The sequence below is a fragment of the Nonomuraea sp. NPDC049141 genome (genome assembly GCF_040648415.1).
Classification (GTDB): domain Bacteria; phylum Actinomycetota; class Actinomycetes; order Streptosporangiales; family Streptosporangiaceae; genus Nonomuraea.
Window position 1 is genome coordinate 850,483 of the sequence record NZ_JBEZDR010000001.1, and the last position, 15,065, is coordinate 865,547.

14 protein-coding genes are annotated in these 15,065 nt (G+C 71.6%); 9 read left to right on the forward strand and 5 right to left on the reverse strand.

Annotation, left to right across the window (positions count from 1 at the left end; all coding sequences use genetic code 11):
• Positions 1–28 precede the first annotated feature (28 nt).
• The 3 genes from AB0B91_RS03925 to AB0B91_RS03935 all read left to right on the forward strand — a co-directional run bounded on the left by AB0B91_RS03925 (position 29) and on the right by AB0B91_RS03935 (position 3,216).
• A complete protein-coding gene (locus tag AB0B91_RS03925) occupies positions 29–973 on the forward strand; it encodes a zinc-binding dehydrogenase (RefSeq protein ID WP_358314923.1) in 945 nt (314 codons plus the stop codon).
• Positions 974–1,060: 87 nt separating this feature from the next.
• Positions 1,061–2,023, forward strand: coding sequence for a YafY family protein (locus AB0B91_RS03930; protein WP_358314926.1), 963 nt, complete (start codon positions 1,061–1,063; stop codon positions 2,021–2,023).
• 59 nt (positions 2,024–2,082) lie between these two features.
• Positions 2,083–3,216 (forward strand): C45 family peptidase, encoded by a 1,134-nt coding sequence (locus AB0B91_RS03935; RefSeq protein ID WP_358314929.1) that lies wholly within the window; start codon positions 2,083–2,085, stop codon positions 3,214–3,216.
• Here the strand turns inward: AB0B91_RS03935 and AB0B91_RS03940 are convergent.
• Genes AB0B91_RS03940 through AB0B91_RS03950 form a run of 3 tightly spaced genes read right to left on the reverse strand, consistent with a single transcriptional unit; the run spans position 3,188 to position 6,881 of the window.
• A complete protein-coding gene (locus AB0B91_RS03940; RefSeq protein WP_358314932.1) occupies positions 3,188–4,672 on the reverse strand; it encodes an AMP-binding protein in 1,485 nt (494 codons plus the stop codon). The two genes, AB0B91_RS03935 and AB0B91_RS03940, sit on opposite strands and share 29 nt — an antisense overlap.
• A complete protein-coding gene (locus AB0B91_RS03945) occupies positions 4,672–5,718 on the reverse strand; it encodes an acyl-CoA dehydrogenase family protein (protein ID WP_358314935.1) in 1,047 nt (348 codons plus the stop codon). Before AB0B91_RS03945 ends, AB0B91_RS03940 begins: the two co-directional genes overlap by 1 nt.
• Entirely contained in the window at positions 5,715–6,881 is a 1,167-nt protein-coding gene (locus AB0B91_RS03950; protein WP_358314938.1) for an acyl-CoA dehydrogenase family protein, read from the reverse strand. Before AB0B91_RS03950 ends, AB0B91_RS03945 begins: the two co-directional genes overlap by 4 nt.
• Before the next feature lie 159 nt (positions 6,882–7,040).
• Between AB0B91_RS03950 and AB0B91_RS03955 the strand changes: the two genes are divergently transcribed.
• The 4 genes from AB0B91_RS03955 to AB0B91_RS03970 all read left to right on the forward strand — a co-directional run bounded on the left by AB0B91_RS03955 (position 7,041) and on the right by AB0B91_RS03970 (position 11,248).
• Positions 7,041–8,264, forward strand: coding sequence for a HAMP domain-containing sensor histidine kinase (locus AB0B91_RS03955; RefSeq protein ID WP_358314941.1), 1,224 nt, complete (start codon positions 7,041–7,043; stop codon positions 8,262–8,264).
• Positions 8,265–8,267: 3 nt separating this feature from the next.
• A complete protein-coding gene (locus AB0B91_RS03960) occupies positions 8,268–9,617 on the forward strand; it encodes a HAMP domain-containing sensor histidine kinase (RefSeq protein ID WP_358314944.1) in 1,350 nt (449 codons plus the stop codon).
• A gap of 11 nt (positions 9,618–9,628) precedes the next feature.
• The gene (locus AB0B91_RS03965) at positions 9,629–10,228 is read left to right on the forward strand and encodes a TetR/AcrR family transcriptional regulator (protein WP_358314947.1); all 600 of its coding nucleotides are present in this window, start codon (positions 9,629–9,631) and stop codon (positions 10,226–10,228) included.
• 66 nt (positions 10,229–10,294) lie between these two features.
• The gene (locus AB0B91_RS03970; protein ID WP_358314949.1) at positions 10,295–11,248 is read left to right on the forward strand and encodes a diiron oxygenase; all 954 of its coding nucleotides are present in this window, start codon (positions 10,295–10,297) and stop codon (positions 11,246–11,248) included.
• A 27-nt stretch (positions 11,249–11,275) separates the two neighbouring features.
• Here AB0B91_RS03970 and AB0B91_RS03975 read toward each other — a convergent pair whose 3' ends face one another.
• The gene (locus AB0B91_RS03975) at positions 11,276–12,034 is read right to left on the reverse strand and encodes a class I SAM-dependent methyltransferase (protein ID WP_358314952.1); all 759 of its coding nucleotides are present in this window, start codon (positions 12,032–12,034) and stop codon (positions 11,276–11,278) included.
• Between the two features lie 157 nt (positions 12,035–12,191).
• On the opposite strand from AB0B91_RS03975, the gene AB0B91_RS03980 reads away from it, so the two are divergent.
• Positions 12,192–12,830, forward strand: coding sequence for a copper resistance CopC family protein (locus tag AB0B91_RS03980; RefSeq protein WP_358315004.1), 639 nt, complete (start codon positions 12,192–12,194; stop codon positions 12,828–12,830).
• Positions 12,827–13,852 (forward strand): CopD family protein, encoded by a 1,026-nt coding sequence (locus AB0B91_RS03985; protein WP_358315007.1) that lies wholly within the window; start codon positions 12,827–12,829, stop codon positions 13,850–13,852. Before AB0B91_RS03980 ends, AB0B91_RS03985 begins: the two co-directional genes overlap by 4 nt.
• Here AB0B91_RS03985 and AB0B91_RS03990 read toward each other — a convergent pair.
• Positions 13,810–14,997, reverse strand: a complete 1,188-nt coding sequence (locus AB0B91_RS03990; RefSeq protein WP_358315056.1) for a hypothetical protein — start codon at positions 14,995–14,997, stop codon at positions 13,810–13,812. The two genes, AB0B91_RS03985 and AB0B91_RS03990, sit on opposite strands and share 43 nt — an antisense overlap.
• Positions 14,998–15,065 lie beyond the last annotated feature (68 nt).

Below are 15,065 nucleotides of genomic sequence, written 5' to 3' on the forward strand. Positions count from 1 at the left end.
CCGAGGTTGAGCTAGCAGACTCGGCGCCATGAACGTTGTCGAGGTGACAGGTTTCGGCGGTCCCGAGGTGCTGGCGGTCAAGCAGGCCCCGGATCCGGTGGCGGGTCCGGGGCAGGTGGTGATCGGCGTCTCGGTCGTGGATGTGATGTCCATCGACGCGCAGTTGCGGGCGGGATGGGGCAAGGAGTGGTTCCCGCTCCAGCCGCCGTTCGTGCCCGGCACGGGGGTGGCCGGGCGGGTGTTGTCCGTCGGCGAGGGAGTCGATCCGGCGTGGACGGGGAAGCGGGTGGCCGCGCTCCTCCCCTCCGGCGGGTACGCCGAGCGGGCGGTGGCCGAGGTGGACACGCTGGTCGCGGTGCCCGACGGGGTGGGCCGGCGCGCGGCGGGCGCGCTGATCCAGGTGGGTCCGGCGGCGCTCAGCCTGATCGACGCCGCCGAGCTCAAGCCGGGTGCCCGGGTGCTGGTCACGGGCGCGGGCGGGGCGCTGGGCCTGCCTCTGGTACGCCTGGCCGCCGCGGCGGGCGCCGAGGTCACGGCCGCGGCCCACGACCCGGCCAAGCGCGAGGCGGCGGTACGTTTCGGGGCGACCACGACGCTCGGTTATGACGAGCTCACAGGCGGCTTCGACGTCGTGTTCGACGGTGTAGGTGGCCAGGTCGGGAGCGCGGCGTTCCACCTGGTGGTGCGTGGCGGGACGTTCTTCGCGTACGGCGTACCGAGCGGCTCCACCGCCCAGGTGGATCCGGGCGAGGCCGAGGCGCGGGACGTCCGCCTGGTCGGCATGGAGCAGGTCCAGTTCACGCCCGAGCGCTTCAGGCGGCTGGCCGAGCGGGCGATGGCCGAGACGGCGGCGGGCCGGCTCACCACGGTGATCGGCCTGGCCGTGCCGCTGGAGCGGGCGGCCGAGGCGCACGCCGCGCTGGCGTCCAGGGAACTGGTCGGCAAGGCGGTGCTGCTGGTCACCGCCGAGTAGGTTCCGCTGGAGCGCACCGCCGACGCGCGGCGAGATCGTCCTCAATGCGGAACGAAACTTTCCGCGATAGCGGGCAGACTGGCAGGCATGTTGGACACCTCGGCCCGCCTGCTCAAGCTGCTCTCCATGCTCCAGGCGCACAAGGAGTGGTCAGGGCCCGAGCTGTCCGCCCGGCTCGGGGTCTCGACCAGGACGATCCGCAACGACATCGAGCGGCTGCGCAGCCTCGGCTACCCGGTGCACGCCACACCGGGCGTCGCGGGCGGCTACCGGCTCGGCGCGGGGGCCGCGCTGCCGCCGCTGCTGCTCGACGACGAGGAGGCCGTGGCGGTGGCCGTCGGGCTCGGCCGGGCGGCGGGCGGCGGCGTCCAGGGCATCGAGGAGACCTCCGTGCGCGCCCTGGCCAAGCTGGAGCAGGTGCTGCCGTCGCGGCTGCGCCGCCGGGTCAACGCCCTGAACACCTACACGGTCCAGATCCCCGGCGGCGGCCCGTCTGTGCCGCCCGAGGTGCTGACCACGATCGCCAACGCGGCCCGCGACCACGAACGGCTCCGCTTCGACTACACCGGCCACGACGGCTCCTCGGCCCTGCGCGAGGTCGAGCCGCACCGGCTCGTGCACCGGCGCGGCCGCTGGTATCTGGTCGGCTACGACATCGAGCGGCAGGACTGGCGGACGTTCCGGGTGGACCGCGTCGTTCCGCGCGTACCGGCCACCGGGCCGCGGTTCACGCCCCGCGAGCTGCCGGGCGACGGTGACGTGGCCGCGTACGTGGAGAAGGGCGTGAACACGGCGATGTGGCGCTACCACGCGACGGTGCTGCTGCACAGTCCGGCTGAGGCGATGCGCCGGCTGCCGCTGGGGCTGGAGATCGAGCCGGTCGACGAGGCCACCTGCCTGACCAGGCTGGGCGGCGACGACCTGCACGGGATGGCCGTGTGGATCGGGTTCATCGGCGTGGACTTCGAGGTGCTCGACCCGCCTGAGCTGGCCGAGCACGTCCTGCGGCTGTCGGAGCGCTACCGCCGCGCCGTACGCGGACCCCGCTGACCGGGGATGGTCAGCGGACGGTAGGAGAACGGTCAGCGGCCGGCGGCAGCCTGGCGAACATGAAGAACATGACGCAGATCGCCGGCGGCCGGGACGACTTCCAGCTCGTCCGGCACCTGACCCTCCACGGCAGCCAGGCCGAGATCGGCCGGGCGCTCACCGAAGAGGCCCGCCGGCTCGGCTGGGCGCCGAGGCCCCTCGACCCCGCCGTCAACCGGGCCCGCCGGACCTGGTTCGAGCGGCACTGGCCGCAGCATCACGCCCGCATGGACGGCGCCGCCGCGGCGCTCGGCCTCGACCCCGACCAGGACGACCTGGCCCTTGACGGGCTGAGCTACGCGCCCGCGGGCTCGGGCTGCTCGGCGCTGTGGTGCCCGCCGTCCGCGAGCACCGACGGCCACGGCCGGGTGGGCCGCAACTACGACTTCTTCACCGCGACGATCAGCGAAATCATGGGCCAGGCGCCGCGGCCGGGCGAGCTGCCGATGGCGGCCAGGCCGTACGTGATCACCACGGTGCCCGACACCGGCCTGGCCTCGACCGTCATCACGATGAACGAGCTCGACGGCTGCATGGACGGCGTCAACGAGGCCGGCCTGGTCGTCATGCTGCTCATCGCCGACATCGTCACCGCCGCGCCACCGCAGAACCCCCTGCCGCAGGTCGGGCTGAACAGCGTGCAGCTGCCCAGGTTCGTCGTCGACACCTGCGAGAACGTGGAGCAGGCCAAGCAGGCGCTGCTCGGCGCGAAGCAGTACGACCACGGCGCGCCGCTGCACTACCTCGTCGCCGACGCGCACGGCGGGGCGTTCGTGTGGGAGCGGGGCACGGACGGCAAGGAGCACATCATCGAGTTCGGCGACGCGCCGCTCTGCGTCACCAACCACCTGCTGCATCTCAACCCCGACCCGATGAACCTGCCCCCGGACACCGAGGCCAGCCTCCAGACGTTCGGGCGGCTGCGTTCGCTGTACGAGCGGAGCAAGGGCGCCACCATGTCGCCGGACGACCTGCGGAAGAGCCTGGCCGAGGTGGGGCCGGACAGGGACATGCCGTTCCGCACGATCTGGAGCACGGTGTTCGACACGGCCGACCGTACGCTGTCGACCCGCTTCTATCTGGGCGACGGGCCGGACGGGGCACGCTACTCCGACGAGCTGGTCTTCACCGCGCGTCCAGGAACTCCTGCCTGACCTTGGACCGGGACAGCTTCCCCGTCGGCGTGCGGGGCAGCGCGTCCCGGTACTCGATCACCTTCGGGTGCTTGAACCGGGCGATCCGTGGCTCGCAGTGCCGCAGCAGCTCGGCGGTGAGCTCGGCCTCGCCCGTGACGCCCGCGACGGGCTGGACGAGGGCGACCACGCTGTGCCCCCACTCCTCGTCGGGCACCCCGATGACGGCCACGTCCGCCACGGAGGGGTGCTCCAGCAGCGCGGCCTCGATCTCGGCCGGGTAGATGTTGACCCCGCCGGACACGATCAGGTCGGTGCGCCGGTCGCACAGGAACAGGAAGCCGTCCTTGTCCAGGTAGCCGATGTCGCCGGGGGTGTACCAGTCGCCGCGCATGCTGGCGGCCGTCTTCGCCGGGTCCTTGCGGTACTCGAACGTGCCCAGGCTGGACTTGACGTAGATCATGCCCGGCTCACCGGGCGGCAGCTCGTTCCCGGCCTCGTCGAGGATCTTGGCCTCGAACGTGGGCGCCGGCCGGCCCACCGTGCCGGGCCGCTCCAGCCAGTCGTGCGGCTTGACCGAGAAGGCGATCGTCGACTCGGTCGAGCCGTAGTACTCGTAGAGCACCGGCCCCCACCACTCCATGATCCCCCGCTTGACCGCCACCGGGCAGGCGGCGGCGGTGTGGACGACCTGGCGCAGGCTCGACACGTCGTAGCGCGCCCTGACCTCGGCGGGCAGCTGCAGCATCCGGTGGAACATGGTCGGCACCATCATCGCGTTCGTCACCTGGTGCCGCTCGACCAGCTCCAGGATGTTCTCCGGCTCGAAGCGCGGCGTGATCACCACGGTGTGGCCGAGGTGCAGCGCGAACTGCGTGTGGGCGCACGGCGCCGAGTGGTACATCGGCGAGGTGACCAGGTGCACGGCCTCGCCGGGCACCAGGTCCACGATCTCGCCGAGGAACCACACGTAGAGCGGGACGAGCGCCTCGGGCTCGGCTCCGGACAGCCGCCGCTGCACGCCCTTGGGGAAGCCGGTGGTGCCGGAGGTGTACCACATGACGGCCCCGGCCATCCGTCCGCCGGGCGCGTCCGCGGGCTGCCCCTCGGCCAGCCCGGCCGTGCCGATCTCGCTCCCGGGTACGTGGCCGTTCGCGGTGACCACGATCTTGGCGTCGCAGTCGTCCAGGATGTAGGCCACCTCAGCCTCGGTGAGATGCCAGTTGATCGGCACGTAGTAGAGGCCGATCTGCCCCGTCGCCATGATCATGATCACCGCGTCGAGGCCGTTCGGCAGCACGCCGGCCACCACGTCGCCGTCGACGAGCCCGCGGGCGCGCAGGCCGTGTGACACCTGGTTGACCCGGGCGAGCAGCTCGCCGTACGTGGTCCGGGAGCCGTCCACGTCGATGACCGCGAGCCGGTCGGGGTCGGCGGAGGCGATCGCGTAGAAGCCGGGCAGGCCGTTGATGTCCATCACAGCTCCAGCAGGTCGGCGAGGCGGGCCCGGTGTATTCGCGGCGGGCCGAGCAGCACTTCGTCGGCTTTGGCCCGTTTGTAGAACAGGTGCGCGTCGTGCTCCCAGGTGTAGCCGATGCCGCCGTACAGCAGCAGGTGGTCGCGGGCCACCTCGAAGCAGGCCCGCCCCACGTACGCCTGGGCCAGCGCCGCGGCGGCGGGCAGCTCGCCCGGCGACTCGTCGGCGGCCCAGGCGGCGAAGCGGACGATCGACTCGGCCTGCTCCAGCTTGCAGTGCATGTCGGCGAGCTTGTGCTTGACCCCCTGGTAGGAGCCGATGTACCGGCCGAAGGCGACCCTGATCTTGGCGTAGGCGACGATGGCGTCCAGCGCGGCGCGCAGCACGCCGAGCTGCTCGGCCGCCAGCGCCACGGCGAGCCGGTCGCCGACGCCCGGCGCCGCCGGGCCGATCACCCGGCCCGGCGCGCCGTCCAAGGTCACCTGGGCCTGGCCGCGGGTCAGGTCGAGCGTCTCCAGGGCGGTCCTGGTGACGCCGGGCGCGGTCAGGTCGACGGCCGTCATGACCACGCCGTCGCCGGTCAGCGCGGGCACCACGAGGACGTCGGCCTCCATGCCGCCCAGCACCTGGGCCAGCGTGCCGCGCACGGTCACCCCACCGCCGGGCTCGCCCGAGACGGTTACATCGGAGTCGGCCGGCGGCTGGGCGAGGGTGGCCACGACGCGGCCTTCGGCGATGCCGGTCAGCAGCTCCTTGTCCGGCACCCGGGTCAGCGCGATCGTGGCGAACACCGTGGCCAGGAAGGGCCCGGGCAGCAGCGCGGCGCCCGTCTCCTCCAGCGCGACGGCCAGCTCCGCGAAGCCCGCGCCCGCGCCGCCGTACTCCTCCGGGACGATCAGCCCGGACAGACCGAGCTCGCCGTTGAGCCGCGCGTACACCTCCCGGTCGTAGCCGTCGCGGACCTTGGGCAGCGGCGAGGCCGCGGCGAGGAACGAACGGACGGCGGCGCGCAGCTCCTGCTGCTCCTGGCTGAGTACGAGCTTCACCCCTGTGTCCCCACCTTCAGGTCCTTGAACGGCACGGTCTTGTCCACCCGGGGCTCGGGCGGCAGGTTGAGCACCCGGTCGCCGATGATGTTGCGCATGATCTCGTTGGTGCCGCCGCCCAGCGACATGCCCGGGGCCTGGGAGATCGCGTGGGCCAGCGGGTGGCCGCCGACGACCGACTCGGGCCCGACGAGCCGGGTCGCGAGGTCCGCCTGGAACATGTACAGCTCGGCCAGCAGCAGCTTGGCGGCGCTGCCGCGGGCGCCGGGGAAGATCCCCGCCTTGGTCTCCTGGGACAGGCGCTGGTTGAACAGCGCGAGCGCGCGCGTGCGGATGTGCAGCTCGACGAGCTCGTCCCTGACCAGCGGGTCGGCGGTGTCGACCACCTGGCGCAGCGCCGCCAGTGAGGTGGGGTCGTCCTTGCCCGAGCCCATGCCGACGCCCGCCGAGATGGACAGCCGCTCGTGCAGGAGGGTCGTGACCGCGACGCTCCAGCCGTCGTTGACCTCGCCGACGCGGTGCTCGTCGGGGATGGGGACGTCGTCGAAGAAGACCTCGTTGAAGTTGGCCCGGCCGGTCATGTCCTTGAGCGGCCGGACCGTCACGCCCGGATGGCGCATGTCGACCACGAACATGGTCAGGCCCTTGTGCTTGGGCACCTCGACGTCGGTGCGGGCCAGCAGCAGCCCCCAGTCGGCGTGGTGGGCGACCGAGGTCCAGACCTTCTGGCCGTTGACGATCCAGCCGTCGCCGTCGCGTACGGCCCTGGTCTGCAGGCTGGCCACGTCGCTGCCCGCGCCCGGCTCCGAGAAGAGCTGGCACCAGATCTCCTCGCCGCGCAGCAGTGGCCGGAGGAAGCGTTCGCGCTGCTCGTCGGTGCCCCGGTCGACCAGGGTCGGGCCGGTCATGCCGAGGCCGATCGAGAAGACGTACGTGGGCAACGTGAAGTCGCGGGCCGCGGCGGCGAACGCGCGCTCCTCCGCCTGCGTCAGCCCCTGGCCGCCCCAGCGCGCCGGCCAGGTGATGCCGGAGTATCCGGCGTCGTAGAGCCTGGCCATGAAGTCCTTGGCCCTGGCGACCGGATCGCCCTCGGGGGGCTCCCCGGACGGGGCGTTGTCGAGGAGCCAGGCCCTGGCGGTACGCCGATACTCATCAAGGTTCACATCGTCTCCCTGGCATCAGTGCTCACTTACTCTAACCAGCCGAATGCGGCACGCATAGAGCGCCGTTCGGGCGGCGTTTTATGCTGATTTGTCGCCGAATCTCCGTTAATTAGGATGGGGGTGACTTAGTGTGATCGGCTGATCTCCGGGGGGAAAGGTGTGGTCACACGGTTCGGGCGGTCCGTGCGCGCGCGGCTGACGCTGTTCGCGAGCGTCGCCATGGCGCTGCTGTGCGTCGTGGTGAGCGCGTTCGTGCTGTACGCGGTGCGCACCACGGCGATCGAATACCGCACGAACGAGGCGCTCACCGCCGCCTTGCGCGTCGTGCACCTGGTCAAGCGGGACGAGCTGCCCGCGCGGATCAGGAGCGAGGTGGACGGGATCCAGGTCGTCGACCCGGCCGGGCGCGTGGTGTCCACGACGGAGAACCTGACCGGCCGTCCGCCCATGAGCCGGCTGACGCCCGACCGCGACAACGCCGGCCGTACCCAGGTCGTGTGCGACCTGCCCGACTTCCCCGGCCGGTGCGAGATCCTGGTCGTCCTGCGCGTCTACGAGCGGGACGGCGACTGGCTGGTCTACGCGGCCAGGGCCATGGTGCCGCGCTACGTCCACCCGGCCGTGCTGGGGTTCCTGGGCGGCGACTCGCTCGCGCTGGTGGCGCTGACCTGGTTCGGGGTGTCGCGGGCGGTGGCCAGGACCCTCACGCCGATCGCCCGGCTGGAGCAGGCGGTCGAGCGGCAGCGCAGGTTCGTCGCCGACGCCTCGCACGACCTGCGCAGCCCGATCACCGCCATGCGCGTCCAGATCGAGGAGGCCATGCTGTACCCCGCCGACGCCGACTGGCGGCGGACCGGGGTGGCGCTGCTGGGCTGCCTGGACCGCCTTGAGGCCATCGTCGGCGACCTGCTGACGCTGGCCAGGCTCGACGCGGGCGCCCCCGCCGAGCGCGAGCCCGTGGACCTGGCCGAGCTGGCCGGCGCCGAGACGGCCAGGCGACGGTCGAAGCCGGTGATCACCACGCTGCGACCGGGCGTGACCGTCATGGGCGACCGGCTCCAGCTGGCCCGCCTGCTCACCAACCTGCTGGACAACGCCGAGCGCCACGCCGAGTCCCAGGTCGTGGTGTCCGTACGGCGCGACCTCGGGCTGGCCGTGCTCGAAGTCCTCGACGACGGCGCGGGCATCGCGCCCGACCAGCGGGAGGTCGTGTTCCAGCGCTTCACGCGGCTGGCCGCCGCGCGCGACCGCGACGCCGGCGGTACCGGGCTCGGACTGGCCATCGCCCGCGAGATCGCGCTGGCCCACGCGGGCACCCTGACCCTGGAGGACTCCGACCGCGGCGCCCGATTCGTGATGCGGCTCCCGATCACGGAGGGCTGAGGGGTGTTCGTCACATGGTCGGTGCGGCGCAGGCTGACGGCGGCCGCGCTGCTGTCCACGCTGGCCGGCTACTCCCTCATCGCGGTGCTCGTCACACCGCTCGCGCACGCCCTGGTCGCCGCGCACGAGACCGAGCACGCGGCCAAGGCGGCGCACCGGGTCTCGCTCGCCATCCAGCGGACCGCGCCGGAGCAGGTCAGGCCGATAGTGATCACCGAGGATGTCGACCTCATCCAGGTGGTCGACGACCAGGGCATAGTGCGGCAGGCCAGTCCGAAGCTGCTGGGCCAGCCACCGCTCACCACAGACACGTCCACGGGCGACGACAATCGGGTGGACGCCGTCGTCTGCACCTCGCGGGTACCAGACGGGGACTGCCTGATCACCGTGGGGTACCGGACGCTGGTCGGCGCGACGAGCTGGATGGTCTACGCCTACACCCCCGTCGTCCCCTGGTACATCAGCCCGCTCTACATGCTGGGCGTGCTGCTCTCCGTGCTGCTGCTCTCCGCGATCGCGACCTACGTGGCCTGGATGACGGTGACCAGGGCGCTGCGGTCCGTCACGGCCATCAAGACCGAGCTGGCCGAGATCACCGCCACGGACCTGGGTCGCCGGGTGCCGCCCTTGCCGCACCGGGACGAGCTCGACGACCTCGCCTGGACCGTGAACCAGACCCTGGACCGGCTGGAGCACGCGGTCGAGCAGGAGCGCAGGTTCGCCGCCGACGCCTCGCACGACCTGCGCAGCCCGATCACCGCCATGCGCACCCAGATCGAGGAGGCCATGCTCCATCCGGACGAGGCCGACTGGCCGCGGACCTCCGTGGCCCTGCTGGCGAGCCTCGACCGGCTGCAGGCCATCGTCGCCGACCTGCTGACGCTGGCCAAGCTCGACGCGGGCGCGCCCGGCGTCGGCGTCGGCGTGGACCTGGCGGAGCTGGTCGAGGAGGAGCTGGTACGCAGGGCGCCCGGCAAGCGGGTGGTGCGGCGCCTGCGTGCGGGGGTGGTGGTGACCGGAGACCGGATGCGCCTGAGCCGGCTGCTCGCGAACCTGCTCGACAACGCCGAGCGGCACGCCGAGTCCACGATCACCGTGACCGTCGACGAGCGGCCCGGCGGGGCCGTACTGGAGGTCCAGGACGACGGCGCGGGGATCGCGCCGGACCAGCGCGAGATCGTGTTCCGCCGGTTCACCCGGCTGGACACCTCACGCAACCGCGAAGACGGGGGCACAGGGCTCGGGCTGTCCATCGCCCGCGAGATCGCCGAAGCGCACGGTGGTACTCTCACGGTCGAAGATTCCGACACCGGTGCCCGGTTTGTCCTACAAATCCCCCGGGCTAGTAGTTAAAGTGGCCCGCTGTGACACGGGGTTTCAGCCGATTACGGCGCGAGGATTTACTGAAGACGGCCTGCGAGGTCATCGCCGAGCAGGGGTTCGGGCATACCAGGACGGTCGACATCGCCAGGGCCGCCGGCGTGAGCCAGGCACTGCTCTTCTACCACTTCGAGACCAAAGATCAGCTGTTCGCGCAGGCGTTCGCCTACGCCGCTCGGATCCATCTCGATCTTCTGGACGAAATCGAGCGCTCGTCGAGCCCCCCGCGCGAAAAACTGCGTTTCCTGCTGCGGCGCTCCTCCCCCGCGGGCTCGGCGGAGGGCTGGCGGCTGTGGATCGACGCGTGGGCGGAGTCCATGCGGAACAAGGAGCTGGAGCAGACCTCGCGACGGCTCGACACGCGGGGCAGGGTGGTGCTGCGCGGGATCATCGAGGCCGGCGTGGCGTCGGGCGACTTCGTCTGCCCCGATCCCGAGGAGTCCACCTGGCGGATCTTCGCGCTGCACGACGGGCTGGCCATCCAGATCCACGTCCATCCCAGGGTCGTGACGCGCCGCTGGGCCACCCAGCTCGTCCGCAGGACGGCCGCTGCCGAGGTGGGCATAAGCCCGGACGATCTGTGATCCACCTCACTCTTCCTCTCTTATTAGATGCTTCGTACAATTACCGGGCGAGGAGAGGAGCAGGCGATGACACGCGCACCGAGCTCTACCGCCGCCAGGGAGAACGACGACCGGAGCACCTACGAGGCGGTCATCGCCCGCCTCTCGAAGGCGTCGGTCGACAAGCACTGGGAGCCGTACAAGGACATCCCCTGGGACGATCCGGAGTTCCTCGTCGACCAGACCGATCCCCGCTGGGAGCTGCCCGAGGTCGACAAGCTCGGCGGCCATCCGTGGTACCGCGGCCGCTCCCCCGAGACGCGGGCCAGGATCGGGCTGTGGCGGGTGGCCACGGCGATGAAGATCGGGCTGCAGTTCGAGAACCTGCTCAAACGGGGCCTGCTCAACTACGCCTACCGGCTGCCGAACGGGTCCCCCGAATTCCGCTACGTCTACCACGAGACCATCGAAGAGGGACATCACGGGATGATGTTCCAGGAGTTCGTCAACCGAACGAAGCTCCCGGTGCGCGGCATGCCGGGGCCGCTCAGCCTGCTCGCGCAGGTGGCCCCCTGGATCCCGCTGATCTCGACCGAGTTGTTCTTCGTGTTCGTGCTCGGCGGCGAGGACCCGATCGACCACGTCCAGCGCAAGGTGCTCAAGGACGACCAGGTCCACCACCCGCTCGAAGAGACGATCATGCGCATCCACATCGCGGAGGAGGCCAGGCACATCTCGTTCGCCCGGCACTACCTGCGCGACCGGGTGCCGAGGATGCCGCGGTACCGGCGGCTCATGCTGGGTGTCGCCTCGCCGATCATCCTGGGGATCATGGCCAGGATCATGCTGGCGCCGCCCGGGCCGATGATCAGGCGGTTCGCCATCCCGCGTGACGTGGTGGTCGAGGTGTACCTGCGTGACCCGGCGGCCAAGCGGGAGATCCGCGACTCGGTCGGCAGGACCCGCGAGCTGTGCTCCGAGATCGGCCTGGTGAACGCGCTTACCAGGCGGATCTGGCAGGTCATGGGCATCTGGGCGTGACCGTCCCCTGGCGACCCGGCGGGCGGCTCAGGAGCGGCGGGCGATCAGCACCTCGGTGACCGCCCGCTCCTCCCACACGCCCGACGGGTTGTCGGCGATGAGCACCTGTCTGACCGCGTCGGTGAACTCCGTCATCCGGTCGCCGAGCTTGGTGGGAGTGGTGTAGGAGTACGACAGCTGCAACCCGAGCACGGCATCGAGGTCCCAGCTCAGCCGCTGTTCGAACAGGCTCGACTCCAGCCGGTCGAACGGCGAGTCCACGAGCACGTCGTGGGGGTGCTCCCCGGTGGCCTGGAAGGAGCCGGCCGCCAGCGGCTCGTCCGACGCGAACGCGGCGCGCACCGGCCGGACGACCGGCTCCCACGGCTGCTCGCCCGGGTCGCGCGACGGCCCGATGAGGGCCACCGCGCCGTCCGGCGGCAGCAGCCGGTCCAGCTCGGCCAGTACGGCTCTGCGGTCCATCCAGTGGAACGACCTGCCCATGACGACGTCGTCGAAGGGCGGCAACGCGGCCAGCGTCGTGGAGTCGCCGGACAGCCAGCGGATGTCCGGCGTACCGGCGGCGACGCGCTCGCCCTCGGCCAGCATGTCGGTGTCCGGGTCCACGGCGATCACCTCGCGCACGGCGGGCGCCAGCGGGATCGCCACCGTACCGGGGCCGCAGCCGAGGTCGAGCACCCGGCTCTTGGGGCCGAACGCCCGCGCCAGGCAGTCGATGGCGGCCTCTCCGTGTCCGGGCCGGTACTTGGCGTAGTAGGGGGCGGCGCCGCCGAACAGGTTCGTCATGGTGAGACGATATGCGGGTTCTGGAAACGATCGCCGGGTCCTCCCGCGTCCTCGTCTGAGGGCGAGGCATTCGGCGGCGTTCCGACGGCGACGAGTTGGGGGTCATGTTGTGGGGCACGGTTCACCGGCCCGCCCGGCGGCGAAACTGGAGGTGTTCGTGAGGCGGCTCTTCGTGATCGTGCTGCTCGCGGTCGCCGGGGTGGGCGTCGCTCTCCCGGCGCAGGCGCACAACGTGCTGGTCGGCAGCGACCCCAAGGACGGGGCGACGCTGACCGCCGCGCCCGCGCGGATCACGCTCGTCTTCGACCAGGCGGTACGCCAGGGCTACGCGCAGGTGGGCGTGACCGGGGCCGACGGGACGGCGTGGGCCGACGGATCGGCCGAGGTCGCCGCCGAGAAGGTGTCGGTCAAGGTCAAACCGCTGCGGGCGGGCGGGGCCTATGTGGTGGGCTACCGGATCCTGTCGGCCGACGGGCATCCGGTCACGGGCAAGATCAGCTTCAACCTCGCTGCGGACGCCACGGCCGTGACGCAGGCCCCGGCCCAAGCCGACGCGTCCGGAGCCGACGCCGCCGAAGCGGCGGCGAACGGCGGGGCGGGGATGGCCGTCGTCTGGATCGTGGGAGCGCTGCTGGTGCTGGCCGCGGGCACCGCCGTGGCCCTGCGCCGCGCCCGCACCCCGGCGCCCGAGAGCGAGACGCGCGATGGCGACACACGCGTCGGCGGGGGCGCGGGCCGTGTGGCGACCGGCGACCGCGACGGTGACACGCGCGGCGGCGAGAGGACGGACGCGTGACGATCACCGCTCCCCCGAGGCCGCGGGCCGGCGGGCGCTGGGTGGTCGGGGCGTTCGCGGTGTGCGCGATCGTCGCGGCCGTGGCGGCCAGCACGTTCACCGCGCAGGAGGCGGTGCCGGGCATCCCGATGCCGGGGCCGATCGTGGCGTACGGGCTGCCGGTCGTACGGGTGCTGCTCGACCTGGCCGCCGTGGCCGTCGTCGGGCTGAGTCTGGTGCCCAAGCTGCTCGGATTCGACGCGCCTGAGCTGACCGAGCCGGTCCTGCGCAGGACGCGGCCGCTCACCGTCACCGCCGCGTGGGCGTGGGCGGTCTGCGCGCTGCTGACGATCGTGTTCCAGACGGCCGAGCTGAACCCGGGCGGCCTGCCCACTGTCGGCATGATCGCCGCCTACGTCGACGGCGTCGGCACCGGCCAGGGACTGCTGTTCAGCGCCGCGTGCGCGCTGATGGCGGCCGGCATCGGGCTGATGGCGGTGCGGTTCGGCGAGAAGGTGCCCGCCGAACTGCGGATCATCGTGGCGTTGTTCGGCCTGTTGCCCATTCCGGTGACCGGTCACGCGGTCAACTCCGTCTGGCACGACCCCATCATGATCGCGATGGAGACGCACGTGATGGGCGCGGCGGCGTGGGCGGGCGGGCTGGTGGCGACGGCGGTGTTCGTCGCGCCGCGCCCGTCGCTGCTGGCCGTCGCGCTGCCGCGCTTCTCCCGGATGGCGACCGTCTGCCTGCTGCTGGTCGGCCTGTCAGGGCTGATCACCGGGCTCGGCACGATGGCGCTGACGCCCGGCGTGGAACTGCCGGGCGCCATCGTGACCAGCCACTACGGGGTGCTGGTGGTGGTCAAGCTGATGCTCACCGCGCTGGTGGTGCCGCTGGCCGCGCACGTACGGTTCCGGCTGATGCCGCTCATCCGCCGGGCCGAGCCCACGGCCGTGGTCGGCTGGGTGGCGGCCGAGGTCGCCCTGATGGGGCTGGCCTACGGCGTGGCGGTGGCGATCACCCGGGCCTCCATCGGCTGACTTCGCGTCGCGAACCACTCGCAGGCCAGCCAGGCGGCCATCAGTCCCAGCCCGGCCCAGACGGCCGACGTCATGACCAGGGGCGGCGCGCCGAGCAGGCCCTTCTGCCCCGTCAGCGTGCCGTACACCTGACCCATGATCGAGCTCTGCGCGACCAGCGCACCGTAGACGGCGGCCGTCGCCGCGGCCGCCCCGAGCACCGCGCGCACCGGCGCCAGACCACGCGAGGGAAGCCGCACGGCGAACGCGAGGTCCACGCAGAGGCCGCCGATCACCAGGAAGAACGGCACCGCGGACGGCGGGAAGCCGGTGAACGTCAGCATCGGCCAGACCACCGTCCTGAACCCCACGTACGAGGCGGCCACCAGCGTCGCCGCGCCGAACCTGCCGATCATCATCCGGGCCACGACCAGCACGGTCACCCCGGCGACCACCGCGTACACCGGATACAGGTAACCCGGCACCGGGAGGGAAAAGCCGGTCATCATCACCCGGTCGACCGGGCGGCCCATCTGGTCGGCGGCGAACCGCAGCAGGATGTCTTCGGCGTAGGGGGCGCCGTTGTCCCAGGCGCCGATCGACAGGATGCCGTATTCCTGGTGCTGTTCGGGGAAGTGCACGTTCTCCAGGAAGAACGCGAAGAACGCGCCCAGCATGACCGTGCGCTCCCTGCCGGGCGGCGCGCCCATGAACCAGCCGCGGATCACTCCGGCGATCATGAAGAACGTGCCCGTGTAGAGCATGAGGTGGGACGGGCTCCACGAGGTGATGTCCAGGCCGTTGACCCGGTGGTTGATCAGGTCGAGCGGCACAGCGACGAGGAACACGCCGGTGCCCCACTGGATCAGCCGCAGCGCCGCCTTGTCCACGCCGTAGCCGGTGTAGCCGTGGATCACGGTCAGGGCGAGGGCCAGGGCCGTACCGGCGGAGTTGAGCAGGTGAGGGGGAGCCAGGTCGTCGCGCAGCCACTTGAAGTGCCACGAGACGTCCCAGGCCGAGCCGAGCAGCTTGAACGTGAGCGCCACCAGCCAGCCGTAGTAGAGGACCCTGAACAGGTCGGGCGGCGTCTCGCGCCCCGCCTGCCCCCGGGTCCAGTACGGCAAGGCCCAGTCGGCGGCGGTCTTGATGATTGCGGGAGCCTTCACGGCGGAAATCTTACGATGCCTTGCCTCGGGAACAATGCGCCCAGGTCCCTCGTGATCTGCCTGGTATG

Coding starts and splice junctions, on each gene's coding strand:
- AB0B91_RS03925 (WP_358314923.1), top strand. CDS start 29: ATGAACGTTGTCGAGGTGACAGGTTTCGGCGGTCCCGAGGTGCTGGCG.
- AB0B91_RS03930 (WP_358314926.1), top strand. CDS start 1,061: ATGTTGGACACCTCGGCCCGCCTGCTCAAGCTGCTCTCCATGCTCCAG.
- AB0B91_RS03935 (WP_358314929.1), top strand. CDS start 2,083: ATGAAGAACATGACGCAGATCGCCGGCGGCCGGGACGACTTCCAGCTC.
- AB0B91_RS03940 (WP_358314932.1), bottom strand. CDS start 4,672: ATGGACATCAACGGCCTGCCCGGCTTCTACGCGATCGCCTCCGCCGAC.
- AB0B91_RS03970 (WP_358314949.1), top strand. CDS start 10,295: ATGACACGCGCACCGAGCTCTACCGCCGCCAGGGAGAACGACGACCGG.
- AB0B91_RS03975 (WP_358314952.1), bottom strand. CDS start 12,034: ATGACGAACCTGTTCGGCGGCGCCGCCCCCTACTACGCCAAGTACCGG.